Origin of the sequence: Phycicoccus duodecadis (assembly GCF_002846495.1) — a bacterium.
In the GTDB taxonomy this organism is placed as follows: domain Bacteria; phylum Actinomycetota; class Actinomycetes; order Actinomycetales; family Dermatophilaceae; genus Phycicoccus; species Phycicoccus duodecadis.
Genome location: NZ_PJNE01000001.1, coordinates 272,753 through 298,506 on the forward strand (window position 1 = coordinate 272,753; position 25,754 = coordinate 298,506).

At 72.1% G+C, this 25,754-nt stretch carries 19 protein-coding genes; 9 read left to right on the top strand and 10 right to left on the bottom strand.

Features of this window, described 5'->3' with window-relative positions:
* Window positions 1–240 precede the first annotated feature (240 nt).
* The 9 genes from ATL31_RS01315 to ATL31_RS01355 all read left to right on the top strand — a co-directional run bounded on the left by ATL31_RS01315 (window position 241) and on the right by ATL31_RS01355 (window position 15,848).
* The gene (locus ATL31_RS01315; RefSeq protein ID WP_143598266.1) at window positions 241–5,754 is read left to right on the top strand and encodes an SdrD B-like domain-containing protein; all 5,514 of its coding nucleotides are present in this window, start codon (window positions 241–243) and stop codon (window positions 5,752–5,754) included.
* 17 nt (window positions 5,755–5,771) lie between these two features.
* Window positions 5,772–7,061: a multicopper oxidase domain-containing protein gene (locus tag ATL31_RS01320; RefSeq protein ID WP_158239768.1), complete on the top strand. Its 1,290-nt coding sequence runs from the start codon at window positions 5,772–5,774 to the stop codon at window positions 7,059–7,061.
* A 16-nt stretch (window positions 7,062–7,077) separates the two neighbouring features.
* Window positions 7,078–8,448 (top strand): multicopper oxidase domain-containing protein, encoded by a 1,371-nt coding sequence (locus ATL31_RS01325; RefSeq protein WP_101394182.1) that lies wholly within the window; start codon window positions 7,078–7,080, stop codon window positions 8,446–8,448.
* A gap of 17 nt (window positions 8,449–8,465) precedes the next feature.
* Window positions 8,466–11,534 (top strand): multicopper oxidase domain-containing protein, encoded by a 3,069-nt coding sequence (locus ATL31_RS01330; protein ID WP_158239769.1) that lies wholly within the window; start codon window positions 8,466–8,468, stop codon window positions 11,532–11,534.
* A gap of 4 nt (window positions 11,535–11,538) precedes the next feature.
* Window positions 11,539–12,075, top strand: a complete 537-nt coding sequence (locus ATL31_RS01335) for a hypothetical protein (RefSeq protein WP_101394184.1) — start codon at window positions 11,539–11,541, stop codon at window positions 12,073–12,075.
* On the top strand, window positions 12,075–13,985 hold the full coding sequence (locus ATL31_RS01340) for a copper resistance CopC/CopD family protein (RefSeq protein WP_101394185.1): 1,911 nt from the start codon (window positions 12,075–12,077) through the stop codon (window positions 13,983–13,985). Before ATL31_RS01335 ends, ATL31_RS01340 begins: the two co-directional genes overlap by 1 nt.
* Window positions 13,986–14,042: 57 nt before the next feature.
* Window positions 14,043–14,441: a hypothetical protein gene (locus tag ATL31_RS16485; protein ID WP_342749451.1), complete on the top strand. Its 399-nt coding sequence runs from the start codon at window positions 14,043–14,045 to the stop codon at window positions 14,439–14,441.
* A 113-nt stretch (window positions 14,442–14,554) separates the two neighbouring features.
* Complete coding sequence (locus ATL31_RS01350; RefSeq protein ID WP_245861820.1) at window positions 14,555–14,911, top strand: DUF1003 domain-containing protein; 357 nt, start codon at window positions 14,555–14,557, stop codon at window positions 14,909–14,911.
* Window positions 14,912–14,996: 85 nt separating this feature from the next.
* Window positions 14,997–15,848 carry a slipin family protein gene (locus tag ATL31_RS01355; RefSeq protein ID WP_211283943.1) on the top strand — a complete coding sequence of 284 codons (852 nt, stop codon included), beginning with the start codon at window positions 14,997–14,999 and terminating at the stop codon, window positions 15,846–15,848.
* Window positions 15,849–15,853: 5 nt separating this feature from the next.
* Here the strand turns inward: ATL31_RS01355 and ATL31_RS01360 are convergent, their stop codons facing one another.
* From ATL31_RS01360 to ATL31_RS01405, 10 genes are all read right to left on the bottom strand, one after another.
* Window positions 15,854–16,909, bottom strand: coding sequence for a glycosyltransferase (locus tag ATL31_RS01360; RefSeq protein WP_245861821.1), 1,056 nt, complete (start codon window positions 16,907–16,909; stop codon window positions 15,854–15,856).
* Between the two features lie 83 nt (window positions 16,910–16,992).
* Complete coding sequence (locus ATL31_RS01365; RefSeq protein ID WP_101394188.1) at window positions 16,993–17,490, bottom strand: hemerythrin domain-containing protein; 498 nt, start codon at window positions 17,488–17,490, stop codon at window positions 16,993–16,995.
* A gap of 102 nt (window positions 17,491–17,592) precedes the next feature.
* Window positions 17,593–18,603: an aldo/keto reductase gene (locus ATL31_RS01370; RefSeq protein WP_245861822.1), complete on the bottom strand. Its 1,011-nt coding sequence runs from the start codon at window positions 18,601–18,603 to the stop codon at window positions 17,593–17,595.
* Entirely contained in the window at window positions 18,600–19,574 is a 975-nt protein-coding gene (locus tag ATL31_RS01375; RefSeq protein WP_101394189.1) for a Gfo/Idh/MocA family oxidoreductase, read from the bottom strand. The genes ATL31_RS01370 and ATL31_RS01375 overlap by 4 nt, the downstream gene beginning before the upstream one ends.
* 2 nt (window positions 19,575–19,576) lie before the next feature.
* Window positions 19,577–20,890, bottom strand: a complete 1,314-nt coding sequence (gene ligA, locus ATL31_RS01380; RefSeq protein WP_101394190.1) for a protocatechuate 4,5-dioxygenase subunit alpha — start codon at window positions 20,888–20,890, stop codon at window positions 19,577–19,579.
* Window positions 20,891–20,915: 25 nt separating this feature from the next.
* Complete coding sequence (locus ATL31_RS01385; protein ID WP_101394191.1) at window positions 20,916–21,836, bottom strand: amidohydrolase family protein; 921 nt, start codon at window positions 21,834–21,836, stop codon at window positions 20,916–20,918.
* Between the two features lie 2 nt (window positions 21,837–21,838).
* Window positions 21,839–22,528 (bottom strand): 4-carboxy-4-hydroxy-2-oxoadipate aldolase/oxaloacetate decarboxylase, encoded by a 690-nt coding sequence (ligK, locus tag ATL31_RS01390; RefSeq protein ID WP_101394192.1) that lies wholly within the window; start codon window positions 22,526–22,528, stop codon window positions 21,839–21,841.
* A 14-nt stretch (window positions 22,529–22,542) separates the two neighbouring features.
* Window positions 22,543–23,568, bottom strand: coding sequence for an amidohydrolase family protein (locus tag ATL31_RS01395; RefSeq protein ID WP_101394193.1), 1,026 nt, complete (start codon window positions 23,566–23,568; stop codon window positions 22,543–22,545).
* Between the two features lie 62 nt (window positions 23,569–23,630).
* Window positions 23,631–24,839, bottom strand: a complete 1,209-nt coding sequence (locus ATL31_RS01400; protein WP_101394194.1) for a 4-hydroxybenzoate 3-monooxygenase — start codon at window positions 24,837–24,839, stop codon at window positions 23,631–23,633.
* Window positions 24,840–24,941: 102 nt separating this feature from the next.
* Window positions 24,942–25,748: an IclR family transcriptional regulator gene (locus tag ATL31_RS01405; protein WP_101397122.1), complete on the bottom strand. Its 807-nt coding sequence runs from the start codon at window positions 25,746–25,748 to the stop codon at window positions 24,942–24,944.
* Between the last annotated feature and the right edge of the window lie 6 nt (window positions 25,749–25,754).

Here is a 25,754-nt window from a genome sequence, read left to right on the forward strand (position 1 = left end):
GGCCCCGAGCCCCACCGTGGCGCGCCCCCGCGGTGGTCCCTGACCGCCACCTGACCGCCGGCCCACCCGATCCTGACGTCCCCGTGACGCCCGACTGACCCGAACATGGCCCTCGTCTGTGGGATTCCGCGAATTGCTTGTCGCGACATCCTCGGCACGCCACCTTGCTCTCGACGGCGACTCCGAGGAACAGGGCCTCGGGCGTCTCGGCGCTACGTCGCCCGTCCAGAGGGAGTGACCATGCGCAGGGCTGGTTCTGTTGTTTCGTTCGTCCGGATCATCGCGGTCGTCGCCGTGGCTCTCGCCCCGGCCACCGTCGCAGCCACGGCGGGGGCCGCCGTGCCGGCCGCACCGCTGGGGGCGGTGGCAGCCGCCTACGCCGCCCCGACCCGTGCGTCGGGCACGGTGAGCCTCGACGTCCGCAGCGCACGCGACGTGAACCCGGCCCGGAAGGCGATCAAGCCCAACGCCGGTGACGCCGTCACCGCGTACCAGTGGATCATCAACGCCGACGACACCGGCGACCCCGGCACGGCGAAGGACCCGCTGCTGTCCAGCTGTCTGCCGGCGACCGCGCAGGGCACCCACTCGAACGACCCCGACTTCGCCGACACCTGCCCCTGGCCGAGCACCCGCGCGACGTCGGGCTTCGCGCCGATCATCGCCGAGGGCGACCAGAGCGACTTCGCCGGCAAGACCCTCACCCTGCCGGGCGGCAAGTACCTCGTCTCGGTCAAAGCGCGCGGGTACAAGATCGACGGGGCCCACTTCACCGTCGACGGTGGCACGCAGACGGTCCCGGTCGGGCTCAACCCGACGCCCCTGCCGCTCGCGACCATCCAGCTGCAGGTCTACGACGACTACGCGCCGGTCGACGGCACCTTCGAGGTCGACGCGGAGAGCAGCGTCGACATGTCCGGGTTCCACGCGCACCTGAGCGACGTCTTCGGCACCGTCAGCGTCGACTACTACGGGAACGCGCTCTGCACGAGCTACCAGCACACCACCAAGAACCCGAACAGCCCCATCGTCTTCGACGCGGCCAACAAGCCGGTCGTCGACACCACCAAGGCGCCCGGCTGCATCAGCGACCGCAAGGGCGTCATCAAGATCCCGAACCTGGGGCCGAACCGCTACGCGGCCACCGTCGCCGCGCCCGCGCTGGCCGGCGGCCGGTGGGTGCAGACGACGACCCTCGAGGGCGGGCACGACCACGACATCTGGGTCCAGGAGGGCGACACCGGCCTCGACACCGAGCAGCTGCGGGGGCAGGAACCGGTGCCCGCCACCCAGTTCGGCTTCACGAAGACGATGGCGCTCGCCCCGTCGGCCACCGACACGACCCGCCCCGGTGGCATCAAGGGTGTCGTCGTCCAGGGCCTGCCGTACATCGGCGGCCAGAACGGCGTGGTCGGCCCGGAGGGCGTGGCCGGCGTCAAGATCGGCTCGCGGCTGAAGAACGTCTGGGTCGCGCTGTCGGACCTCAACAACGGTGACCAGCAGGTCTACCTCGCGCAGGCCGCCGCCGACGGCACCTTCCGCATCGACGACGTCGCCGACGGCAGCTACCAGGTCACGCTGTGGGACGACGACCAGGACTACATCATCATGAGCTTCAACGCCGAGGTCGACGCCGCCGCCCACAGCGGCTCGGGCGGGTACACCGAGGTGGGCCAGCAGATGCTCGTCGGCTGGTTCTCGCACTTCTCCGGCCACGTCTTCGTCGACGACAACGGCAACGGCATCCGCGACCCCGGCGAGAACGGCGTCCCGAACTTCGCCCTCACGCTGCGCGAGCGCGACAACACCCCGATGGACCAGGCGACCAACACCGTCACCACGAACGACCAGGGCGAGTACGACATCCGTGAGGGCTACCCCATGGCGAAGTACCTGATCCTCGAGGCCTTCAACACCCGCTACGCCACCACGGGGGTCACCTGGAAGGGCGACAACGACCCCGAGGGCACCACCCAGCTCGGCTCCATGGTCGACCTCAACGTGCTGCCCATCATCGGCCTGCACGGCACGGTCGACTGGGGGGTCCGCCCGTACGCCCAGAACGAGAACGGCGGGATCGCCGCCACGGTCAGCTACGACACGACCCGCAACGAGCTGGACGCCGCCGACTCCGCGAGCGAGGCGTACCAGCCCGGCATCCCCGGGGTGAAGGTCCACCTCTACGCGAGCACGCCGTGCCGGGTCACCGACACGACGTCGGCGACGTACACCTTCCACGTCACCAACGAGTGCCGCCAGGGCAAGGAGATCGTCCCCCTGCAGGTCAAGGACGCGACGAACGCCTACGTCGACAACCCGGCCGCCGACCGCGGGGCCTTCGTGAAGGGCCCCGAGCAGAGCGACGCCTACACCTCCGAGACGTGGGGGGCGCCGCGCGGCTGCACCGCCCGCCAGTGGGACGGCTCGATCCTCGACTCCACGATCCAGCAGGCACTGCCCGAGTTCGGGGTCACCGCCGACCACGCCTGCGTGGAGTCCCCGATGATGGGGTTCCAGGCCGGCGTGAACGACACGGCGGGAGCGCAGTCGGTCAACGGCAACTACGGCTTCAGCGGCATGGACCCGGGCGACTACATCGTCAGCGTGGAGATCCCGAGGACACCGGTCGGCGACAAGCCGATGTACAAGGTCACCTCGGAGGAGGACGTCAACGTCTTCACCGGTGACACCTACCTCCCGCAGGAGAACTTCCCGCCGTCGACCCAGGCGGCCGCCGACAACCCGGCCGGCGCTCCGGACCGCAGCCCGACGCCCCCGTCGCAGCCGCCGTCCCAGCAGGCCGGGATCATCTCCAGCTGCGTCGGGCCGCTGCACCGGGTCCACGTGCGGAGCGTGCCGGACGGCGACACGAGCGACCCGATCCCGGGGACGTACAACCCCGACTTCAACGCCGGCGGCGGCTCCCCGTTCGAGGGCTACGAGATGCCCTCCTGCCAGGACAAGCTCGTCACGGTCCGCTCGGGCCAGACGGTCGCCCCGAACTTCAACCTCTTCACCGAGGTCCCGATCCCGACGCACTTCTGGGGTCTGACCATCAACGACCTCGGCCTCACCCTCGACACCCGCTCGATCGGGTACGGCGAGGCCCAGGGCCTGCCCAACGTCCCGGTCGGTTTCTACGACTGGGCCGGCCGCCTCGACTACACGGCGCACACCGACTTCAACGGGATGTACGAGGCGCTGATGCCGTCGACGGACACCTACAACTGCCCGGTGCCCGCCGGCCCCTGCCCGAACATGTACCGGACGGTCGGCAACGACCCCGGCGCACCGGGCGCGCTGAACGCCGACTACAACTCGCGGTTCCGCACCATCGCCGCGAACTTCCAGGGGTGGCCCGGCCTGTACACCGTCACCGACCAGGCACCCACCCAGGCGGCCTCGACGGTGGCCACCCCCGACGGAGCGGTCGCCAACAGCACGATCTGCGAGCTCCCGGCGACCACGCCGCAGCTCCTCGCGGTGGACACGCCCTACGTCAAGGGCACGAACGGCGCCAACCGCACGGTGACGATGACGGGCTACGGGTTCGGCGCCACTCGAGGGACGTTGACGCTCAACGACCCGCTCGTCACCACCATGCCGGCGGTCCCGGCCGTCGTGACCTCGTGGACCGACCACCAGATCGTCTTCACGGTTCCGACGACCTACACGAACACCAAGAATGCCAAGACCAACCTGAACGGCGTCCTGCAGCTGAGCCTGAGGAACGCCGCGGGGGTGACGGCCTACAACACCCTTTCGGTCCTGGCCCTCTCGGGTAAGGGTGACGGAACCAGCAACAGCCAGAACAACGCCAAGCTGTTCGAGGTTGGCCCGGGGAAGACCTACGCCACCGTCCAGGCCGCCCTCAACGCAGCCCGTCCGACGAACGACGTGCAGTACGACGCCGTGGTCGTCTGGCCCAACACCCAGACGGCGATCAACCCCCAGGGCGACTACAACGAGAACGTCGTGGTCCACAACCAGACCCGCATCCAGGGTGTGGGCCCCGGTGGGTTCGACGACGCGGGGACGTTCGTCCGCGGCTCCATCCTCGACGGGACGGGCTTCGACCTCGACCTGCCGAGTGGCACCAGTTGGCTCGCCGCGGTCAACCGCCAGGGCTACCGCGGGCTGGCGGCTGTGCCGGACGCCGCGGACGTCACCGTCCTCGCCCCGCTGAACGGGACCCACCAGCCCCCCGCCACCGGGTCGCCGGGCAGCGTGTGGCCGGTCACCCTCGACGGGCTGCGGATCCGCAACGGGTCCCAGGCCAACATCGGGGGGGCGGTCAACGCCATCACCGGTGCGGTCTCCACTCCGGTGGGTGCCGGTGGCTCCCTCGTCACCCAGGGCGGTGGGGTGTACGTCCACCAGCAGGTCCAGGGCGTGCACCTGACGAACAACGTGTTCGACGGTGACAGCGGCTCCTTCGGCGGCGCCATCCGGATCGGGACGCCGTACGTCGGCAACAACCACAACGAGTCGCCGGTGATCTCGCACAACCAGATCCGTGACAACGGCGGGACCAACCTCGCCGGCGGCATCGGGCTCTTCACCGGGTCCGACGGCTACTCGGTCGACCACAACGCCATCTGCGGCAACCACTCGTCGGAGTACGGCGGGGCCCTCACGGCCTTCGGGTACCAGAACGCCACCCCGGCGCTCGGGGCGAAGAACACCATCGACCACAACCGGATCTGGTTCAACCAGTCCTACGACGAGGGTGGCGCCATCATGGTCGCCGGCGAGCTGCCGGCCGACCCCAACGGGATCTCCGAGGGCACGGGCCCGGTCTCGATCGACAGCAACGTCATCCAGGCCAACCTCGCCAACGACGACGGCGGCGGGATCCGGCTGCTCCAGACCTCGGGCTCACACGTCGCGACGCCGGGGTGCACCACGAACAAGCGGACCGGGGTCACGACGTGCCCGGCCAACCGGGTCGTCACCGACACCATCGGCATCACGAACAACCAGATCGCCGACAACGTCTCGGCGCACGAGGGCGGCGGCATCGCGCTCGACGACGCTGCCTTCGTCACCATCGTCGACGACACCATCGTGCGCAACATCACGACCGCGTCCGCGACCACGAGCAACGGCCAGCCGGCTCCCGCCGGGCTCTCGACCGGGACCCTCAGCGACCAGCTGCTGGCCCAGCTCAAGAGCCAGCCGGGGTTCGCGACGATGCTGACCGGCGGCACGGCGGCGGCCACCCCGACGATGCTCGACGACGCCTTCTCCGACAACTACGCCGGCACGTACTACGCCGGGCTCGAGACCGGCATCACCGACGCGGACGCCAACCGCTGGGACTTCGGCATCGCCGACAACCCCCAGGGCCTCCAGCTGCCGATCAGCAGCTCCTGGTACCAGAACGCCCCCGACGCCACCGGCAGCGGGAACGTGGTCGGCAACGACGCGGTGAACGACGTGCCGGTGAAGTCCGACTTCGCGATCAGCGTGAACATCCTCGCCTCGCGCCAGTTCCCGATGTTCCGGCAGGCGGCCATCGTCACGACGGTGCTCCCGTACAGCCTGCTCGGCGACTTCGACCTCGCCGCCGGCTCGTCGGCCATCGGGATCGGCAGCAGCCGCACCACGGCCGCCTACGGCAACGACCCCGCGTTCGTGACGCAGGGCGTCCCGACCCCGGTCTACGTCACCGCTCCACCGTTCGACATCCACGGGGTCGCCAGACCCACCGGCACCCGGTACGACGCCGGCGCCGCGCAGGCCACCTCATGACCCCGCAGGAGAAGCTCATGGACACCTCGTCGATCGACCGGCGGCGGCTGCTGCTCGGCGCCCTGGGCGCTGGGAGCCTGGCAGCGGTCTCGCGGGTCCTGCTCCCCCAGGACGCCCGCGGCGCCGTGGCCGCCGCCGACCCGGTGGGCACCGGCCCCCAGAAGGCCATCGCCCTGGCCGGCACCGACGGCTGGGTGTCGATGCCGGCGAACGCACCGGCCGACCCGCCGTTCTTCCCGGACCCGCTGGCACCCAGCCCCTTCAACACCTACGTCTTCGGCTTCCGGGACGTCTCGGGCCTCAGCGACACCGACCTGGCCGCCCAGCGGGGCAAGGCCCAGATCTCGGCCCCCATCCTGGTGTTCGACGAGGAGGACGAGATCACCCTCAGCCTCTACAACCTGGGGCTCTCGCAGCGGCCGGACCTGTTCGACGGCCACACGATGCACTGGCACGGCTTCACGAACGCGATCCCGCTGTTCGACGGGGTGCCCGAGCTCTCGCTCTCGGTCCCCGTCGGTCGCCGGTTCGACTACTTCTACAAGCCGCACGACGCCGGCACGTACATGTACCACTGCCACTTCGAGGACGTCGAGCACGTGCAGATGGGGATGACCGGCATGGTCTGGGTCCGACCGAAGCAGAACAGGACGGGCGTCAACGGGTACCCCGTGGGCACCAAGTACGCCTACAACGACGGCGACGGCTCGACCCGGTACGACCGCGAGTTCGGGATCATCCTGACCGAGCTCTGGTCGGCCGCCCACTACCGCGACGCGCACATCCAGGTGAGCGACTGGACCGACTTCGACGCCTCCTTCTGGTTGATGAACGGACGGGCCTACCCCGACACGCTGGCCCCCAACGGCGCGAACTCCGTGGCCCGGCCGGACGGTGGGCTGCAGTACCGTCCCGACCTCGACACCGCGTCCGGCCGCCTCCAGTACCAGCCGAACTCGTCGCACATCACCTGCGTCCCGGGCGAGCGGGTGCTGGTCCGCCTGGCGAACCTCGGCTTCCAGGACCACTCGCTGACCTGCGACGAGATCGACCTGACGGTCGTCGCCGAGGACGCGAGCCTGCTGCGCAACGGCGACGTCACGAACTACCAGACCACCAACACGGTGAACATCGGCCCCGGCGAGAGCCGCGACCTCATCTTCACGGCCCCGGCGGTGGGCGACTACTTCCTGTACGACCGCCGGTACAGCTTCCAGAACAACGGCGGGGGAGCCGGGTACGGCGGCATGATGACGCAGATCAGCGTCCGCCCCTCCCTCCCCGCCCAGACCCAACCGAACCTGTGAGCGGGGAGAAGCGACGATGACGAGCTCCATTCCTGCGAAGGCCACCGGGCGTCCCGCCCGGGCCTCCGCCCCGAGGTTCCCGGCGCGACGCCGGCTCCTGGCCACCGCCACGGCCGGCCTCCTGGCCCTCGGCGCGGCCGTCGTGGCCCAGAGCGCGGCGCACGCGGGCAGCTCCCCGAGCGAGGGGATCGTCTGCGACACGGCGGTCAACAACACCTTCACGCTGGGCACGCGCACGGGCAGCGTGTCGACGCCCGACGGCAACTCGATCTACTCGTGGGGCTTCGCCGACGAGGGCGCAGGTCACGGCTTCCAGCTCCCGGGCCCCACCCTGTGCGTCACGTCCGGCGACGTGGTGACCGTGGTCCTGCACAACACCCTGACCGAGCCGGTCTCGATCGTGTTCCACGGCCAGAGCGGCGTGACGGCCAACGGCAGCCCGGCGCAGCCGCAGTTCGACGCCCAGCACGCCCTCACCTCGCTGGTGCAGGCCGCAGCGCCGCCGGACGCGGACGCGGGGGTGAAGGTCGGCTCGATGACGTACTCGTTCACGGCCGGGTCCCCCGGCACGTACCTGTACGCCTCGGGGACCGACGTCAACAAGCAGGTGCAGATGGGCCTGTTCGGCGCGTTGGTGGTGCGCCCCAAGGACCACCCCCACCAGGCCACGAACGCCGGCACGTCGGCGACGTTCAACCCGGACCACGAGTACCTGTTCGTGCTGAGCGAGATCGACCCCGACATCCACCTCGCGGTGGAGCGGGGCGAGACGCCGGACTGGTCGTCGTACCAGCCCCGGTACTTCATGATCAACGGCCGCAGCATGCCCGACACGCTGGCGCCGAACAACGCGACGTACCTCCCGGGCCAGCCCTACGGAGCGATGGTGCACATCCAGCCGTACAGCGCGACGAACTCCGCGCCCGCCCTCATCCGCTACCTGAACGCCGGGACGGAGAACTACCCGTTCCACCCCCACGGCAGCGACGAACGGATCGTGAACATCGACGGGCACCCGACCCTCGGGCCCACCGGGCAGGACCTCTCGTACAACAAGTTCGACCTGAACGTCCAGCCGGGACAGAGCCTCGACGCCACGATGATCTGGACCGACGTCGACCAGTGGAACCCCAGCACCAACCCCATTCCCACGAAGCTGCCGGCCATCACCGACCAGCTCCTCGTCGGCACCGACACGTGGTTCAGCGAGAGCCCGTACCTCGGCGTGAAGGGCAACGTCCCCACGTACATCACGGACAACAACCAGTGCGGCGAGTACTACCACATCGCCCACAGCCACGCCCTGCAGCAAGCCACCAACTACGGCGCCACCTTCGGGGGGATGATGACGCTCTACCGCATCGACCCGCCCGGCGGCTGCAAGTGACCTCGACGGGAATGATGATGACCTCACGACTCCGTGCCACCGGCACACGCTCCCTCGCACTCCTCGCGGCCCTGGTGGTCGCCTGCGGGCTGGCACCCCTCGCGCCGGCCGCCGCCGCGCCGGCGCCCGCGGCACCCGCCCACCTCCCCCGGCTGGTGACCTCGCGCCCCACCCTGGCGGCCGCCGGGAACGGCCACCTGGCCCCCCAGGGCTGCCAGACCTCGGGCACGACCGCCACGTGCGTGCTCTACGCCCGCCCCGGCACCGTGCAGCTCCTCGGTCGGTCCATCCCCATCTGGGGCTGGTCGTCCGCGGCCTCCGGCAACCCGACCCTCCCCGGCCCGCTGCTGGTGGTCGACCAGGGGAGCACCGTGACCGTGAAGGTGCACAACGAGCTGCCCGGGGCCCTCTCGCTGGCAGTCCCCGGTGTCCCGGCCGCGTCGCTGGGTGCCGGCTTCGGCGCGGCGTCGACGACCGGGGTCGCCCCCCAGGGCGACGGCTCCTTCACCTTCACCGCCTCCCGCCCGGGCACCTTCGTGTACGAGGCCGGCCACACCGCCGACAGCGCGCGCCAGATCGCCATGGGGGTCGCCGGGGTGCTCGTCGTGCGCCCGTCCGACGGGACGTCGGCGTACGGCGACACCGCCTCGGCGTACACCGACGAGGCGGTGGTCGCCCTCACCGAGATCGACCCCGCCCTCAATGCCGATCCCGCGCGTTTCGACATGCGGGACTTCAGCCCGCGGTACCGGCTCATCAACGGCAAGTCCTTCCCCGAGACCGACGTCATCCCGAGCGACCAGGGGCACCGGCTCCTCCTGCGCTACGCCGACCTCGGTGGGCTCCCGCACCCGATGAGCATCCTCGGCGCCGACCAGGTGGCGGTCGCCCGCGACGGCCACCCCCTCACCTACCCCCAGGGCGAGGTCGTCGAGCCCCTCGTCCCGGGCCAGACGGCCGACACCATCGTGACCGTGCCCTCGGGGGCCGACTCCGAGCTCGCGCTCATCGAGTCGGGGACCCACCTGGACAACGACAGCATGACGACCGCCGACCCGACGCAGACCGCGACGGGCGGGATGCTGACCTTCATCGACACCAACGCGCCGAAGCCGTCGGCCGACAGGATCGGGCCCGCGGTCTCCAACGTGACGGCCACCCCGAACCCCTCCGACGCGACCCAGGACATGACCGTCACGGCCGACTTCTCCGAGGCCGCGACCGGCGGCTCCACCGTGACCCGCGCCGAGGTCGTCATCGACGACGTCCGCACGGTCGGTCCCGGGGCCGGCATCGCCTTCACCGGGAGCTTCGGGACCACCACGGTCTCCGGGGCGACCGCGACCATCCCGGCGGCCGTCCTGGCCGCTCCGGGCTTCGCCGCCGGGCGACATGTCGTCTACGTGCGAGCGCTCGACGGTGCCGGCAACTGGGGCGCGGTCGGCTCGGTCGCCGTGAACGTCCCCAAGCTCGGCCCGCAGACCACCGGCGCGGTGATCACGCCCGACCCGGCCAACGGCAGCTCGGTGCTGAAGCTCACCGCCACCGGCAACGACTCGTCCTTCGGTGGGCACATCACCGGGGCCGAGTACTTCCTCGACCTCGCCACCGACGCGACCGGCAACGTCACCACCGTCCCGGCCGGCGGCACCGGCACCGCGATGTCGTACGTGAAGGACCGGACGATCACCTCCGAGACCGCGTCCATCCCGGTGACCTCGGCCCTCGGCGAGGGGACGCACCACGTCTGGGTCCACAGCCTGGACAGCCAGAACCTCTGGGGACCGCTGCGTGACGTGCCGTTCACGGTCGACCTCGTCGGCCCGGTGACCATCGCCTCCGCGATGAGCCCGAGCGCCCTCAACGGCGCGGTGAGCGACCCGTCGAACCCCGGCTTCGCCACGGTGACCGCGCGGGTGCAGGACGAGCAGAACGGCAGCTCCGTCACGAGCACCGTCGTGCAGGCCGTCGCCTTCTTCGACGACGCCGCCGCTCCGTCGGCCACCCACAAGGGCCTGACCCTCCAGGCCACCGACGGCGCGTTCGACACCAGCGTCGAGGACGTCTACGGCCTGGTCCCGCTCTCGCAGGTGAAGAGCTGGAGCCAGGGTGAGCACCAGGTGTACGTCTACGGCCAGGACGCCGCCGGCAACTGGGGCACCACCACGGTGGCCACGTTCGTCGTCGACACCGTCAGGCCGGTGATCGCGACGCTGACCGCGGCGGCCACCAGCGGGGCCACGCCGGCGACCGTCACCGTCACCGCGAACCTCTCGGGCACCCAGACCAGCGACATCACCTACGGGGAGGTCTGGTACGGCACCGTGGACCCGGGCGTGGGCCGCGCCAACAAGGTGACGGTGAGCTACACCGGCACCCAGGCGGCCTTCACCATCCCCCTCGCCCAGCTCCCGCTCGGCGTGACGACCATCAACGTCCGGCTGCAGGACAAGGCCGGCAACTGGAGCGCGGCCGCCAGGACGACCTACACGGTCAGCGCGACCACGTCCGCCCTCACCTTCGACAGCACGTCCTTCCCGGGTACCGGGTGGAGCGCCGCGGGGGCGGCCAAGCGCAGCACCACCGCCCCCCTGATGGTCGGGAGCGGCTACCTCCAGGCCACCGGCGGGAAGGCGCCGGCCACGGTCACCAACACCACCCTGACGCCCTACGCCAACGCCCAGTTCCTCGTCCGCGGCAGCACCCTGGCGGTGAAGGCCGGCCAGGCGGTGACCGTCTACCGGGGCGGTTCGAGCAGCCAGCCGACGACGTTCGCGGTGGTCGCCTCGGGATCGGGGGCCGCGCTGGCCCTCACCCCCGTCCTGGCGGGTCAGACGACGGCGACCGGCACCCCGATCGTCATCGGGAACACCGTCATCGCCACCGTCCGGCTGATGATGGACACCACGGCCGGGCAGCTGACGTTCGCCGTGTACAACGCCGCCGGCTCCCTCCTCGGGGTCCAGCAGCTGAGCAACGGGTCGGCCGCCGCACCCATCAGCAAGGTGTGGCTCGGCCTGGTCGACCAGTCGACCGGCCTGAAGCCGAGCGGGTACGTGTCCCTCGACCAGCTGCAGCGGTGGTGACGCCGTGACCATCGCACTGGCGTCCCATCCGACGTCGGAGGGCTCGGACGGCTCGGCGACCCCTCCGGCCGAGCCGGGCACCGGCGGCGACCCGTCCGCGGCCCCGTCGGGGCGCCTCCGGTGGCTGGTGGCCCTCGCGGTCGTGATCGTCGTGGCGGTCGGTGCCCTCGTCGTCCTCACGCGGCATCCCTCGAGCGCGGGCGCGCCCATGCCGTCGAACGCGGCGATGGAGCAGGCCTTCGGGGTGCGCTTCACGCGGGTGGCCGTGGTCGCCGACGGTGGTCTCGTGCAGGTGAACTACCTCTGCCTCGACCCCAGCAAGGCCTCGGAGTTCCAGTCCGACACCGCGCACCCCCCGGTGCTCGCCAGCGAGTCCCGGGCCGCCCGGACGGCCGTGGTGGCGCTCATGAAGAAGGGGCACGCCATGACCGCCGGCCAGACGTACTACTTCGTCTACCGCAATAGTGGCGTCGTGCAGCGGGACGAGTTCGCGTCGTTGACGTACGGGGGCCGGACCCTGGCCCACATCCCGGTGCTGTGATGGCCGTGGGGGGTCGGCGGCTCACCGTCCGGGGAGTCGCAGCGGCGCTCGTCGCGGCGGGGCTGGTCGCCCTGGCCGGCGGCGGCGTGGCCCAGGCGCACGCCTACCTCGTCTCGAGCGACCCGGCCGACGGCAGCGTGCTGGCCCGGGGACCCGGTGTCATCCGGCTGCAGGTGAGCGAGGCGGTCGTCCTGGAGGCGACGCGCGTCAGCCTCGTGGGACACGACGGGACCCCAGTCGCCCTGGGTGCACCGACCGTGGAGGACGCGGCGCCCGTCCCCGAAGCGCCCACGGCCGCACCGGGGGTGGGGGTCGGTGCCCTCGTCCCGGCGCCGACGGTCGAGCAGGAGCCCGCCCAGACGGTGGTGGTGCCCGTACGCGCCACCCTTCCCGTGGGGAGCTACCGCCTCACCCTCGACACCCTCTCGGCCGACGACATGCACCGGACGGTCGCGACCATCGTCTTCGGTGTGGGCCAGCGGGTGACGCCCGCCGGTCGCGGCGAGCCCCCGACGGCGTGGGGCCAGGCCCTCCTCCGTTGGCTCACGCTGCTCGGGCTCTCCGCGGCGCTCGGACACCTGCTCATGCTGCGGATCACGCGGGAGGGGCCCCGGGCCCGGGCGGTCCTGCGCGCCGGCACGCCCGCGGTCGTGGCCGTCGTGCTCGTCGCCGCGGTGGCGGCGGCGGCGCTGCCGGTGGTCCAGGCCCTGGGCTCCCAGGTGGCGCTCGGCCGGGTGCTGACGAGCTCGTACGGGCTCCGCGTGGCGCTGCGCGTGGCCGGGCTGGTCCTCCTCGGCGGTGGGGTCACGCGCGCGGGTCGTCCCGGCGTCCGGGACCGCCGCACGGCCACAGTCCTCGCCACCGTCGGCGCGACCGCCGCCTCCGCGGGGACGGCCCTGCTGGGGCACGCCGGCGTGGCGCCCGTGGGCGCCCTCCGTCTCACGGCCGACGTCGTCCACGTGGTGGCGACCACCACCTGGCTCGGGGGCGTCGTGATGGTGGCGCTGCTCGCGGTCGCCACCCGCCGCGGCCGGGTCGACGGCCTCGAGCTCCGCACCGTCGCCCGGCGCTTCGCCACGCCGGCCGCCGTCGGCGTGTCGGTGACGGCAGTCACCGGGCTGCTGCTCGCCGGCGACGTGATCGCGTCGGCCGACGCCGCGCTGACGACCACCTACGGCCGCACGCTGCTGCTGAAGGTGGGGCTGGTCGGCGTGGCAGGGCTGCTCGGGCTGCGCCACCTGCGCTGGTCGCGGCGGGACGGCGTGCGCCCGCTCCCCCGCAGCACCGCGGTCGAGGCCGTCGTCCTGGTCGCGACCCTGGGGCTGGCCGCGCTGCTCTCCGGCGGCCAGCCCGCCACCACGCCGGAGCTGTCGAGTGCCGGCGACGTGACCCCCTCGCTGGCGGTGGACACCACCGCCGCCGACCTCACCGAGCACACCGTCGTGCAGCCCAACCGGCCCGGGCCCAACATCGCCGTGATCGACGTCCTCGACAGCCGCCGGCCCGCCCCGCCCCGCCCCACGGCCGTCCGGGTCGAGGCCCGCGACGGTTCGGGCCGGGTCACGGTGACCGAGGGCCAGCCGCTGCCGGGGACCGGGTGGAGCATCCCGCTGCGGTTCGTCTCACCCGGCATCAGCATGCTCCGCGTCGTGGTGGTCCGCCCCGGGCTGCCGGAGGCCGTGTCGGTGGTGCCCTGGGTGGTCGGTGGCGCCGCTCCCACGCCTGCCACCGTCGTCTCCCGCGCGCCGGTCGGCGGCCTCCTCACCGCCCTGGCGGTCCTGCTCGCGCTGGTCCTGGGTGGCTGCGCGCTCGCGCGCAGGGCCTCTGCCCGACGTCGAGCGTCCGCGGTGACTCGCCGGGTCGCGCCGTCCGAGGCAGCCGTCGACGAGCCCGAGCGCGTCGGGGTTTGACGACACCCGGGAGACCTGGCCGCCGCGAGGACCCGCCCTGGACTCGACCGCGTCGAGGTGGCCGGTCTGACGATCAGCTACCGCACGCCGCAGGAGGTGATGGCGGCGGCCGAGCCGGGCATCCGCGCCATGCTCCCCGACGCCAACGTGCCGAGGTCGGTCCGGGCCACCGGGGTGCCGGTGCGGTACGGGCGGGTCGCCGAGCTCGACGACCTGCTCGGCGAGTGGCTGGGCGGGCACGCCGAGGGCACCGCCTGCGTCGTGACTCGCGCGTCGGTGCCGGCGCGCGACCGGGTGCAGGTGCTGTCCCCCGAGCTCGCCAAGGGCCTCGAGTTCGACCTCGTCGTGCTGGTCGACCCCGACGGGTTCGGCGGTGGGGTCGAGGGCGTGGTCGACCGCTACGTGGCCATGACCCGGGCGACCCAGCGGCTGGTGGTGCTCACCCCCGGGCCCTGACCGCGCTCCAGCGGGGAGGACGCCGGCGACCCTGTCGCACGGGCCTCCGGCGCCCCCCACACTGGGGCATGAGCGCATCGGAGACCGTACCCGCCCCCCGTCATCCTGCCGTCGTGGCCCAGCTCGAGCAGCGCGCCGGCAGCGCCCAGCTGCGGGTCGCCGACGCCATCACCGCCTTCGCCGGTTCGATGCCGTTCGTCTATGCCCACGCCGTGCTCTTCGCGCTCTGGATGCTGTTCATGGAGCGCAGCCCATGGCCGACCCTGACCCTCGTGGTCTCGCTGGAGGCCATCTTCCTGTCGACCTTCGTGATGATCGGGCAGAACCGGCAGTCGGCCTTCCAGAGAGCCAAGGCCGAGCACGACTTCGTCGAGTCCGAGCTGGAGCTGAAGACCAACACCGAGCTCACCCGGCAGATCCACGTCCTCACCACCGAGCTGCACCGGCGGCTGGTGGCGCCCCCGGCCTGACGGCGAGCCGGGACCTTCGCCCCTGTCGCCCCGCGCCGGCGCCGCCCAGGCTGGCTGGAGCCATCCACCCCACCGGGAGCCCGTCATGACCGTCCTGCTGTCCGTCCTCATCGCCGTGGTCGTGCTGGCCGTAGTCCTCCTGCTGATGGCGGTGCGGATCGTCAAGCAGTACGAACGGGGGGTCCTCTTCCGCTTCGGCCGCCTCGTGGGCACCCGTGAGCCCGGGCTGCGGCTCATCGTCCCGGTCGTCGACGTCCTGCACCGGGTGTCGCTGCGCATCGTCACGATGCCCATCCAGTCGCAGGGGATCATCACCCGCGACAATGTCAGCGTCGACGTCTCGGCCGTGGCCTATTTCAAGGTCGTGGAGCCCGTGAAGGCGGTCATCGCCATCGAGAACGTCTACGCCGCCATCGACCAGATCGCCCAGACCACGCTGCGCAAGGTCGTCGGCCAGCACACCCTCGACGAGACGCTCTCGGAGACCGACCGGATCAACCTCGACATCCGCGAGATCCTCGACGTCAGCACGGTCGACTGGGGGGTCGAGGTCACCCTCGTCGAGCTCAAGGACATCCAGCTCCCCGACAGCATGAAGCGGGCCATGGCCCGCCAGGCGGAGGCCGAGCGCGAGAAGCGCGCCAAGATCATCAACGCCGAGGGCGAGTCGCTGGCCGCCGCGGCCCTGGGCGACGCCTCCGACACGATGATGGCCCACCCGCTGGCGCTCCAGCTCCGCAACCTCCAGAGCCTGGTCGAGATCGGCGTCGACAAGAACAGCACCGTCGTCTTCCCGGCGCCCCTCATGACCACGATCGCCGAGCTCGGCTCGTTCCTGGCCCGCGAGAAGGGGGCGGCGGCGGCCGGCACCCCCGCCCCGGCCGCGCCAGTCGCCAACGGCGCCGCTCCCCCGGCCGCACCGGTGCCGTCGAGCTGACCGCGTCAGGGCACCAGGGTGAGCGGCCGCTGCGCGAGCACCGCGCGGTAGATCTCCTCGTGGGCCCGATCGAGCGCATCGCGCTCGGCGACGCGGTCGGCCAGGTCGGCGCGCCACTGCGGGCGTGCAGCGTGCGCGCGGGTGACGGCGGCCGCCAGTGAGACGTCGTCGCCGGCGGTGTACGACAGCACCGGCCGCTGCTCGGCGTAGTACCCGCAGTCGGGCGCGACCACGGTCGTGCCCAGGTCGTGGCACGCCTCCAGCCACCCCGAGTGGGTGCCGAAGCGGTAGGGCAGCACCGACACGTCGAGCGAGCCGAGGTAGTCGAACAGCTCGTCGTCGGTGAAGTAGTCGTGCACCCGCAGGTCGACCGCGCCGGCGCGCTCGAGCGCGCGTAGTCGGTCGGCCAGGGCGGGCGCGTGGCGCGGGTTGTCGGCGCTCATGACGTCGGTGTGCGCGTCGACCCGCAGGGTGGCGTCCGGCATCCCGCCGAGCACGCGAGCGAGGGTCTCGACCACGGGCAGCGGGTCCATCCCGGCGCGCAGGCTCTTGCAGTGGACGCCGACGACGAACCCCTCGTGCGGGGCGCGCGGGCGGCGCAGCCGGTCGAGGTCGACGACGTGCGGATGCGGCAGCACGCGCGCAGTGCGGCCGAAGCGCTCGCGGATCTCGAGCGCGGCGCCCGGCGTCAGGGTGATGACCGCGTCGGCCCGGGCCAGCAGGGCGCCGAGCTGGGCGTGGTGCAGCGCGGGGTCGTCGTGGTGGGGGTTGCGCAGGTCGTGCACCGTGACGACCAAGGGCTTGCCGAGGTGGTGCAGGGTGTCGGCCCACGCAGCAAGGCTCTCTGGGCTCACCGCGTCGAAGCCGAAGTGCACGTGCACGACGTCGAGCTCGTCGGCGTGCTCGCGGACCCACCCGGGCTCCAGGATGCGCGGCGGCCACCAGGCGGCGCCGGTGACGGCGCGGTCGGGCCGCGGGTCGGGCAGGCGCCGGACCGACCCCGAGGGCGTCACGGCCTCGAGGTGGCGGACGTAGACGTGGCCGGTGGGCACCGAGGCCACGCGGACCTCCCGCGCGGGCACTCGGCTCCCGGCGTGGCGCGTGCGGCCCTGCGGCGCCGGCGCCCCGGCGCTGGTCGCGGCGCTCAACCGATGACCGCGTCGATGGTCTTCTTGAGGGCGCTCGGCTGCTCGGGCCGGCGGGGCGCGGTCTTGCGGGCCTTCTCCATCTGCTCGCCGATGTCGCGCAGCTGGGTGCGCGTGAGCCCCTCACGGACCTTCGGGAACCAGTCCTGCTCCTCCTCCTCGACGTGGTGGGTCACGTTCTCGATGAGGACGGTGGTCTTGGCGACGAACCGCTCGTCGGAGGCGTCCATCGCGGCCAGCTCGACGACCAGGACGTCGGCGACGTGGTGCTCCTCGTAGGACTCGAGGATGTCGTCCTCGAGCTCGGGCAGCAGGGCGCGCACCTGCGGGTACATGATCTCGTTCTCGAGGTAGGTGTGCACCGTCAGCGCCTCGATGATCTGCTCGACGAGCTTCTCGCGGCGGGCGGGGGTCGTCGAGGACTTCTGGAACTCGCGGAAGAGACCGCGGACCTCCTTGTGGTCCTGCTTGAGCATGACGATGGCGTCGTGGGACACGGGGGGCTCCTGGGGGTGGGTTCGGGGCGGCGGTCACCCGTGACCGTCCGCGCCTCTCCTACCCGACGCCGAGGCGGCGGAAACCCCGTGCGGGAGCGCCGGTCAGCCCGCGTCGGGGAACGCCTCGGTGTCGATCTCGGCCTGCGTGGTCGCGGCGTAGCGCGGCCCGCGCACGGTGTCGGCCCCGAGCACGCGGCCGGCCGCGTCGAGCACGGCCGCCGGGAGCGCGAGCCCCAGGGCGCCGAGGTCCTCGAGGAGGTGCTCGACCGACCGGGTCCCCGGGATGGCCAGGACGTGCGGACCTCGCGACAGGACCCAGGCGAGGGCGAGCTGCGCCACCGAGCATCCGGCGCCCAGGGCCAGCGCCTCCACCTGACCCCGCAGCACGAGGTTGTCCGGGTAGTTCGCCGCGGCGAACCGGGGCATGGCGTGCCGGATGTCGCGCGGGCGGAGGTCAGCCATCCGCGGCGGTGTCGAGGTGAGGACGCCGCGTGCCAGCGGGCTGAAGGCCACGAGCGCGACCCCGAGCTCACGGGTCGCGTCGAGGGTGCCGAGCTCGGGGTTGCGCGACCAGAGGCTGTACTCGTTCTGGAGCGCCGCCACGGGGTGGACCGCATGGGCCCGCCGCAGGGTGTCGGCCGACGCCTCGGAGAGCCCGATCGCGCGGACCTTCCCCTCCTGCACGAGCCCGGCGAGGGCGCCGACGCTCTCCTCGACGGGCACTTCCCGGTCCACCCGGTGCAGGTAGTACAGGTCGATGACGTCGGTGCCGAGGCGCGACAGGGCCTCCTCACAGGTCCGGCGGATGGTCTCCGGGCGGCCGTCGATCACCCGCTTCCCGTCGACGCCGGTCATCCCGCACTTGCTCGCCAGGACGACGTCGTCGCGGTACGGGGCCAGCACCCGGCCGACCAGCTCCTCGTTGGCGCCGAACCCGTACAGGGCCGCGGTGTCGAAGAGCCGCACGCCCGCATCGAGGGCGGCGAGCAGCAGCCGCTCGGCCGTCGCCGCGGACGGCGGCGTGCCGTAGGCGTGGCTGAGGTTCATGCAGCCGAGCCCGAGCGCCGGGACCTCGAACGGGCCGATCCGGCGGAGGCCGCCGAGGTGGCTCACGCGCGGCCCTGCGCGTCGAGCTGCTCCTCCAACGCGGCCAGGACGCGGTAGCACGGCATCACCTGGCGGATGGAGGCGTTCGGCTCCCGGCCCTCGCGGATGGCGGCCACGAACTCGCGGTCCTGCAGCTCGATGCCGTCCATCGACACGTCGACCCCGCTGACGTCGACAGGCTCGTCCTTCCCGGTGAACAGGTCGTCGTAGCGCGCCAGGTAGGTGCCGGTGTCGCCGATGTACCGAAAGAACGTGCCGAGCGGCCCGTCGTTGTTGAAGGAGAGCGAGAGGGTGCACACGGCGCCGTTCTCGGCGAGCAGCTGGATCGACATGTCCATCGCGATACCGAGCTCGGGGTGCAGGGGTCCCTGCACGGCGTTGGCGCGCACGACCGGGGAGCCGGTCTGGTACTGGAACAGGTCGACGGTGTGTGCGGCGTGGTGCCACAGCAGGTGGTCGGTCCAGGACCGGGGCTGGCCCAGGGCGTTGAGGTTCTGGCGGCGGAAGAAGTAGGTCTGCACGTCCATCTGCTGCAGGTGCAGCTCCCCCGCCACGACCCGGCGGTGGACCCACTGGTGGCTGGGGTTGAAGCGGCGGGTGTGCCCGACCATCGCGACGAGCCCCGTCCCCTCCTGGGCCTCGAGGCATGCCTCGGCGTCGGCGAGGGAGTCGGCCAGCGGGATCTCGACCTGCACGTGCTTGCCCGCGGCCAGGGCGGCGCGGGTCTGGTCGGCGTGCATCTGCGTGGGGGTCGCGAGGATGACGGCATCGACGTCGTCCGCGGCGAGGACCTCCTCGAGCGTCGCCACCGCTCGCCGGGCGCCGTGCTCCCGGGCGAAGGCCTCGGCCCTCTCGAGGGAGCTGCTGACGACGGCAGTGAGCTCGACACCGTCGATACGGCCGAGCGCGGCCGCGTGCTTGGCGCCGAAGGCACCGCCCCCCGCGAGGGCGATCCGGACGGGCTGGTTCGCCGGCACTGTCACTCCTTCCCCGCGGGCGACGTGGCCCGCGGGTGGTTCTCGAGGATCAGATGTCCCACAGCGGTGTTCGACGCGGGGACGTGGTAGAAGCGGTGCTTGACCTCGATGGTCCCGCTGTCGTCGACGTCGGCCAGCGCCCCCCTGGCGATGAACCACATGACGAGCTCGATGCCTTCGGAGCCGGCCTCCTCGACGTACTCGAGGTGGGGCACCTGGGACAGCGTCGCCGGGTCGTCGACCAGGGCGTCCAGGAAGCGGTTGTCCCACTCGCGGTTGATCAGGCCGGCCCGGGGCCCCTGCAGCTGGTGGCTCATGCCGCCGGTCCCCCACACCTGGACGTTGACGGGGCGGTCGTAGGACTCGATCGCCCGGCGCAGGGCCTGGCCCAGGGCGAAGCAGCGCGCCCCGGACGGCACGGGGTACTGGACCACGTTGACGTGGAACGGGATGACCTTGCAGGGCCACTTCTCGACGTCGCCGAACATCAGGGTGAGCGGGACGGTGAGGCCGTGGTCGACGGTCATCTCGTTGACCAGCGTCAGGTCGAAGTCCTCGCGGATCAGGCTGTGCGCGATGTGGGCGGCCAGCTCCGGGTCGCCCTCGACGCCCGGCACCGGCCGCGGCCCGTAGCCCTCGTCGGCGGCCGGGTAGCTCGCGCCGGTCCCGAGGACGAACGTGGGGATGACCCTCTGGTCGAAGGCCGTGGCGTGGTCGTTGTAGACCAGGAAGACCACGTCGGGGAGGTTCTCGCGCTCCCACTGCTTCGAGTACTCGTAGCCGTCGAAGACCTGCTTCCAGTAGGGCTCCTCCGTCTTGTGCTGGTCCCAGGCCACCCCGATGGCGGGCACGTGCGAGGTGAAGACGGCGCCGCTGATGTGGGCGTGCTCGGTCGGCGCGGGCAGAACGGCGGAGGCGTGGTGCGCCTCGCGCACCTGGTCCGCGATGCGGTTGCCCTCGATGGCCCGGCCGCCGTGCAGCATCATGTCGCGGTACTCGGCCTCGCTCATCCCGGTCATCGACCCCGCCATCTGCTGGAAGGACAGGCCGAGGGTGGCCCCCCACTTCGACAGGAAGTAGATGTTCCCGCCGTGCTCGATGGCGGTGTTGAGGTCGCGGTCCAGGAGGGCCTGCTTCTGTACCTCGGTGAGCGGCCACTCGTCGAGGTAGGCCCGCTCGTCGGCGAGGTACCGCTCACGGTTGGTGGCCGTCATGAGCGACATGCAGAACTGGTTCAGGTGGTAGCCCTTGGCCGACTGCTCGGCGTCGAAGATGGTCGTGCCGGGGACCTGTCGGTAGGTCTTGTCGAGGGACATGGGTTCTCCTATCGGGAGACGTGGTTCACGGGGTGTCCGACCAGTAGAGGCCGGCCGGGTTGTCGACGAGCAGCGCCTGCTGCAGCGCCGCCGTCGGGGCGATGTGCGGGATGCCGTCGACCAGGAGACCGTCGTCGGGCATGTGGTCGGTGAGGTTGGGGTGCGGCCAGTCGGTCCCCCACAGGACCCGGTCCGGGAACTCCTCCACGACGCGTCGGGCGAACGGGACCACGTCGCGGTAGGAGTGTCGCTCCCCGTCGAGGGCCGGCGGGCCGTCCACCGACAGGCGCTCCGGGCAGGTGACCTTGCACCAGATGTCGGGCTTGGCCCGCATCAGGTCGAGGAACGCCTCGAACTCGGGGCCGGTCGGGTCCTTGGTCACGTCGGGCCGGCCCATGTGGTCGACGACGAGGGGCACCGGGATGGAGAGGAAGAAGTCACGCAGGTCCGCGAGGTCGGCCGCCTCGAAGTAGATGACGACGTGCCACCCGAGGGGGGCGATGCGCTCGACGACCGCGCGCAGCGCGTCCTGGGGCACCACGTCGACGAGGCGCCGGACGAAGTTGAAGCGGACGCCACGGACGCCCGCATCGTGCAGGTCGGCGAGCTCGTCGTCCGTCACGTCGGGCCGCACCGTGGCGACGCCACGGGCCCGGCCCCCGGAGGCACGGAGGGCATCGACCATGGCGCTGTTGTCGGCTCCGTGACACGTCGCCTGGACGACCACGTTGCGCGAGAACCCCAGCCGGTCACGCAGCGCGAACAGCTGGTCCTTGGAGGCGTCGCAGGGGGTGTACTTGCGCTCGGGGGCGAAGGGGAACTCGGCACCGGGCCCGAAGACGTGGCAGTGGGCGTCGACGGCGCCGTCGGGCAGCCGGAAGTGCGGGGTGCTCGGGTCGGGGTACCAGTCGAGCCAGCCGGGGGTCTTCTCGAACGTCGTGGTCATCGTCAGTCCTCGTACCGCAGCCCGAGCGCGGCCAGCGGCTCACGCATCCCGTACATGTCCAGGCCGAGCTCGCCGGCCCGGAAGCGCTCCCGCTTGCCCTCCTCGTTCGCCTCGCGCTGGGCGGCCGCCTGCGCGACCTCGGCCGCCCGTTCCCGGGGCACGACCACGACGCCGTCGACGTCGGCCACGACGACGTCGCCGGGGCGCACGAGGGCGTTGGCGCACACGACGGGGACGTTGACCGACCCGAGGGTGGCCTTGACCGTGCCCTTGGCGTTGATGGCCCGCGCGAACACGGGGAAGTCCATCGCCTCGAGGTCGGCGACGTCGCGGACCCCGCCGTCGATGACCAGGCCGGCGCAGCCCCGCGCGCGCAGCGAGGTCGCCAGGAGGTCACCGAAGTAGCCGTCCTCGCTCTCGGTCGTGCAGGCGGCCACGAGCACGTCGCCCTCGCGGACCTGTTCGGCCGCCACGTGCAGCATCCAGTTGTCCCCCGGTTGCAGGAGCACCGTGATCGCGGTGCCGCACAGGCGGGCTCCGCGGTACACGGGCCGGATGTAGGGGCGCATCAGGCCGACCCGGCCCATCGCCTCGTGCACCGTGGCGACCCCGAACGCCGCCAGGCGCGCGACCACCGCGGGCTCGGCGCGGGTCACCGCGGTGTGGACGACGCCGATCTCGGTGTGCTCCATCTGGTGTCCTCTCGTCAGTGGCCGGCCGCGCCGAGGCGGGCGGCGAGGCGGGGGTAGACGCGCAGCGCGTTGCCGGAGTACACGGCGGTGCGCTCGTCGTCGGTGAGGTGGGGGGTGGCGTCGACGTACCGACGGGTGTCGTCGAAGTGGTGGCCGGTGCGGGCGTCGATGTCGCGGACGGCGCCGATCATCTCGCTCGCGAACAGCACGGAGCGGCTGGGGATGACGTCGGTGAGCAGGTCGATGCCCGGCTGGTGGTACACGCAGGTGTCGAACAGCACGTTGTCGAGGAGGGCCTCGGGGTCGGGCCGGCCGAGGGCCATGGCCAGGCCCCGGAAGCGGCCCCAGTGGTACGGCACCGCACCCCCGCCGTGCGGGATGACCAGGCGCAGGGTCGGGAAGTCCGCGAACAGGTCACCCTGCAGCAGCTGCATGAAGGCCGTGGTGTCGGCGTTGAGGTAGTGGGCCCCGGTGGTGTGGAAGGCCGGGTTGCAGGAGGTGCTGACGTGGACCATCGCGGGGACCTCGTACTCGACCAGGGCCTCGTAGATCGGGTACCAGGCGCGGTCCGTGAGCGGCGGCGCCGTCCAGCGGCCTCCCGACGGGTCCGGGTTGAGGTTGACCGTCACGGCCCCCAGCTCCTCGACCGCGCGGCGCAGCTCGGGCAGCGACGTGGCGGGGTCGACCCCCGGTGACTGCGGCAGCATCGCCCCCATCGCGAACCGCTCCGGGTAGAGCGTGCTGACCCGGTGCACCAGGTCGTTGCAGATGCGGGCCCAGGTGGAGGAGACCGCGAGGTCCCCGATGTGGTGCGCCATGAAGCTGGCCCGCGGCGAGAAGATCGTCAGGTCGCTCCCCCGCTCGTCCATGAGCCGCAGCTGGTTGCCCTCGACGGCCTCGCGCAGGTCGTCGTCGGAGATGACGAGGTCGGCCGGGTCCGGGGCGTTCGCGGGGTCGCCGACGGCGGCGACCTGCCGGTCCCGCCACCGGGCGAGCTGGGGCGGAGCCGTGGTGAAGTGGCCGTGGCAGTCGATGATCACGCGGCGCAGTCTCCTTCGAGGGGTCGGTCGGGTCGGTCGGGTCGGTCGGTTCGGTCGGCCTGTCAGGTGTCGCGGGTGGGCCAGCCGGTGTACTGCTCCGCGAGGTAGGTACGACCGGCCCGGGTGCCCACGACGTTGTCGAGCTCGCCGACCTGGCGCCGGTGGTCGAACGCCGTGCTCCCCGGCGTCGTGTGGAGCAGCTGGGTCATCCAGTACGAGAAGTTCTGGGCCCGCCACACCCGCTGGAGGGCCCGGGGCTCGAACTCGTCGAGGACGGCGTCGTCGCCGCTGTGCACGGTGCGGGCCAGCACGTCGGCGAGGATCTGCACGTCGTGCAGGGCGAGGTTGAGCCCCTTGGCGCCGGTCGGCGGGACGGTGTGGGCGGCGTCGCCGGCCAGCACGAGCGAGCCCCACCGCATCGGTTGCTGGACGAAGGAGCGGAAGCGCAGGACGGTCTTCTCGAAGACGGGGCCCTCGCGCAGCGAGAAGCCGTCGCGACCGGCGACCCTCTGCTGCAAGGTCTCCCAGATCCGCGCGTCGTCCCAGGCGTCGACGTCCTCGTCGGGGTCGCACTGGAAGTACATCCGCTGGACGGCGTCGGTGCGCTGGCTGATGAGGGCGAAGCCGTGCTCGGACTGGGCGTAGACCAGCTCCGGGGCGCTGACCGGGGCGTGGGTCAGGATGCCGAACCAGGCGAAGGGGTACTCCTTGAAGAACTGGGTGCTCCGGTCCTGAGGCACGAGGGCGCGGCAGGTGCTGCGCGACCCGTCGGCACCGATGACGTAGCGCGCCCGGAGCTCGTGCCGGATGCCGGAGGAGTCGGTGAACCGCACCCGGGGCGCATCCCCCTCGACGTCGAGCACCTCGGTGTCGCGCACGCCGTAGTGCACGACCCCCCCGTCGCGGGCGCGGGCGTCGGCGAGGTCGGTGAAGACGTCGGTCTGGGGGTACAGCCACGCGGAGGCACCGACCAGCTCGGCGAAGTCGATCCGGTGGCCCCGCCCGTCGAAGCGGAGCTCGATGCCCTCGTGCTCGTGGCCGTCGCGCAGGATGCGGTCCGACACCCCCGTCTCGACCAGGGCCCGGGCGTTGTCGGCTTCGAGGATCCCCGCGCGGTGGGTGGACTCGATCTCGGCGCGCGTCCGGCTCTCGACCGCCACGGCGTCGACACCGGCGCGGGCGAGCAGGTGGGCGAGCATGAGCCCGGAGGGTCCGGCACCGACGATGGCCACCGGGACCTCGGTGGTCTCGGCCACTTCCTGGTCCGTCATGGCTGCTCCTCGATTCCGTGGGTGCGTGATCCCGAACGTCCCATCGCGCTCGCCCCCGGCGCAGCGGCCTTTCCGCCTGGCGGAAGACAGGACCGCCCCGACTCACACCCCGGTCGCGCCCACCCGACGCCCGAGGGCGTCCGAGATGCCCTGGGCGGCCAGCAGCACCGGGCGGCGCAGGGCGCGGACCCGGTCCGTGGTGCGCTCGGCGGCGACCACGACCCCGAGGGCGGCGTGCACCGGGCCCGTGGCCCCGATCCGGACCGGGGCGGCCACCGCCAGCGTGCTCTCGGACAGCTGCCGGTCACTGACGACGACCTGCTCGCGCCGGATGCCGTTGAGCTGGGCGCGCAGCACCTCCGGGTCGGTGATGGTGAAGGGGGTGAACGCCTGGAGCGGGTGCTCGAGGACCACCTCCCGGATCTCGGCGGGCGCGTGGGCCAGGAGGACGCGGCCCATGCCCGTGGCCGCCAGGGGGAACCGGGCACCGACCATGGTGATGAGCTCGACCGACCGGTGCCCGGCGATCCGCTCGACGAAGACCAGCTCGGTGCCCTCGCGGACGGCGAGCTGGACGTTCTCGTGGGTCCCCTCGTACAGGTCCTGCATGAACGGCAGCGCCGCGTCCCGCAGGATCTGCGTCCGCGGCGCGGCCGAGCCGACCTCCCACAGCCGGAGCCCGACGTGCCATGTGCCGTCCTCCCCGCGTTCGAGAGCACCCCAGTCGGCCAGCTCCGCGACGATGCGGTGGGCGGTGCTCAGCGGGATGCGCGCGTGCCGGGCGATCTGCGAGAGCGACTGGCTCTGCTGGTCGCGGGTGAAGGTGGCGAGCACGGCCAGGACCTTGCCCGCGGCGGTGCGGACCGGCCCGCCGGCGTCCCCGGTGCGACCTTCGGGCGGCGGTGCCATGCGCAC

Bases quoted from the DNA above. Each gene is read 5' to 3' on its own strand.
- ATL31_RS01315 (WP_143598266.1), top strand. From the start codon at position 241: ATGCGCAGGGCTGGTTCTGTTGTTTCGTTCGTCCGGATCATCGCGGTC.
- ATL31_RS01320 (WP_158239768.1), top strand. From the start codon at position 5,772: ATGGACACCTCGTCGATCGACCGGCGGCGGCTGCTGCTCGGCGCCCTG.
- ATL31_RS01325 (WP_101394182.1), top strand. From the start codon at position 7,078: ATGACGAGCTCCATTCCTGCGAAGGCCACCGGGCGTCCCGCCCGGGCC.
- ATL31_RS01330 (WP_158239769.1), top strand. From the start codon at position 8,466: ATGACCTCACGACTCCGTGCCACCGGCACACGCTCCCTCGCACTCCTC.
- ATL31_RS01340 (WP_101394185.1), top strand. From the start codon at position 12,075: ATGGCCGTGGGGGGTCGGCGGCTCACCGTCCGGGGAGTCGCAGCGGCG.
- ATL31_RS01355 (WP_211283943.1), top strand. From the start codon at position 14,997: ATGACCGTCCTGCTGTCCGTCCTCATCGCCGTGGTCGTGCTGGCCGTA.
- ligA (WP_101394190.1), bottom strand. From the start codon at position 20,890: ATGTCCCTCGACAAGACCTACCGACAGGTCCCCGGCACGACCATCTTC.
- ATL31_RS01385 (WP_101394191.1), bottom strand. From the start codon at position 21,836: ATGACCACGACGTTCGAGAAGACCCCCGGCTGGCTCGACTGGTACCCC.
- ligK (WP_101394192.1), bottom strand. From the start codon at position 22,528: ATGGAGCACACCGAGATCGGCGTCGTCCACACCGCGGTGACCCGCGCC.
- ATL31_RS01400 (WP_101394194.1), bottom strand. From the start codon at position 24,839: ATGACGGACCAGGAAGTGGCCGAGACCACCGAGGTCCCGGTGGCCATC.
- ATL31_RS01405 (WP_101397122.1), bottom strand. From the start codon at position 25,748: ATGGCACCGCCGCCCGAAGGTCGCACCGGGGACGCCGGCGGGCCGGTC.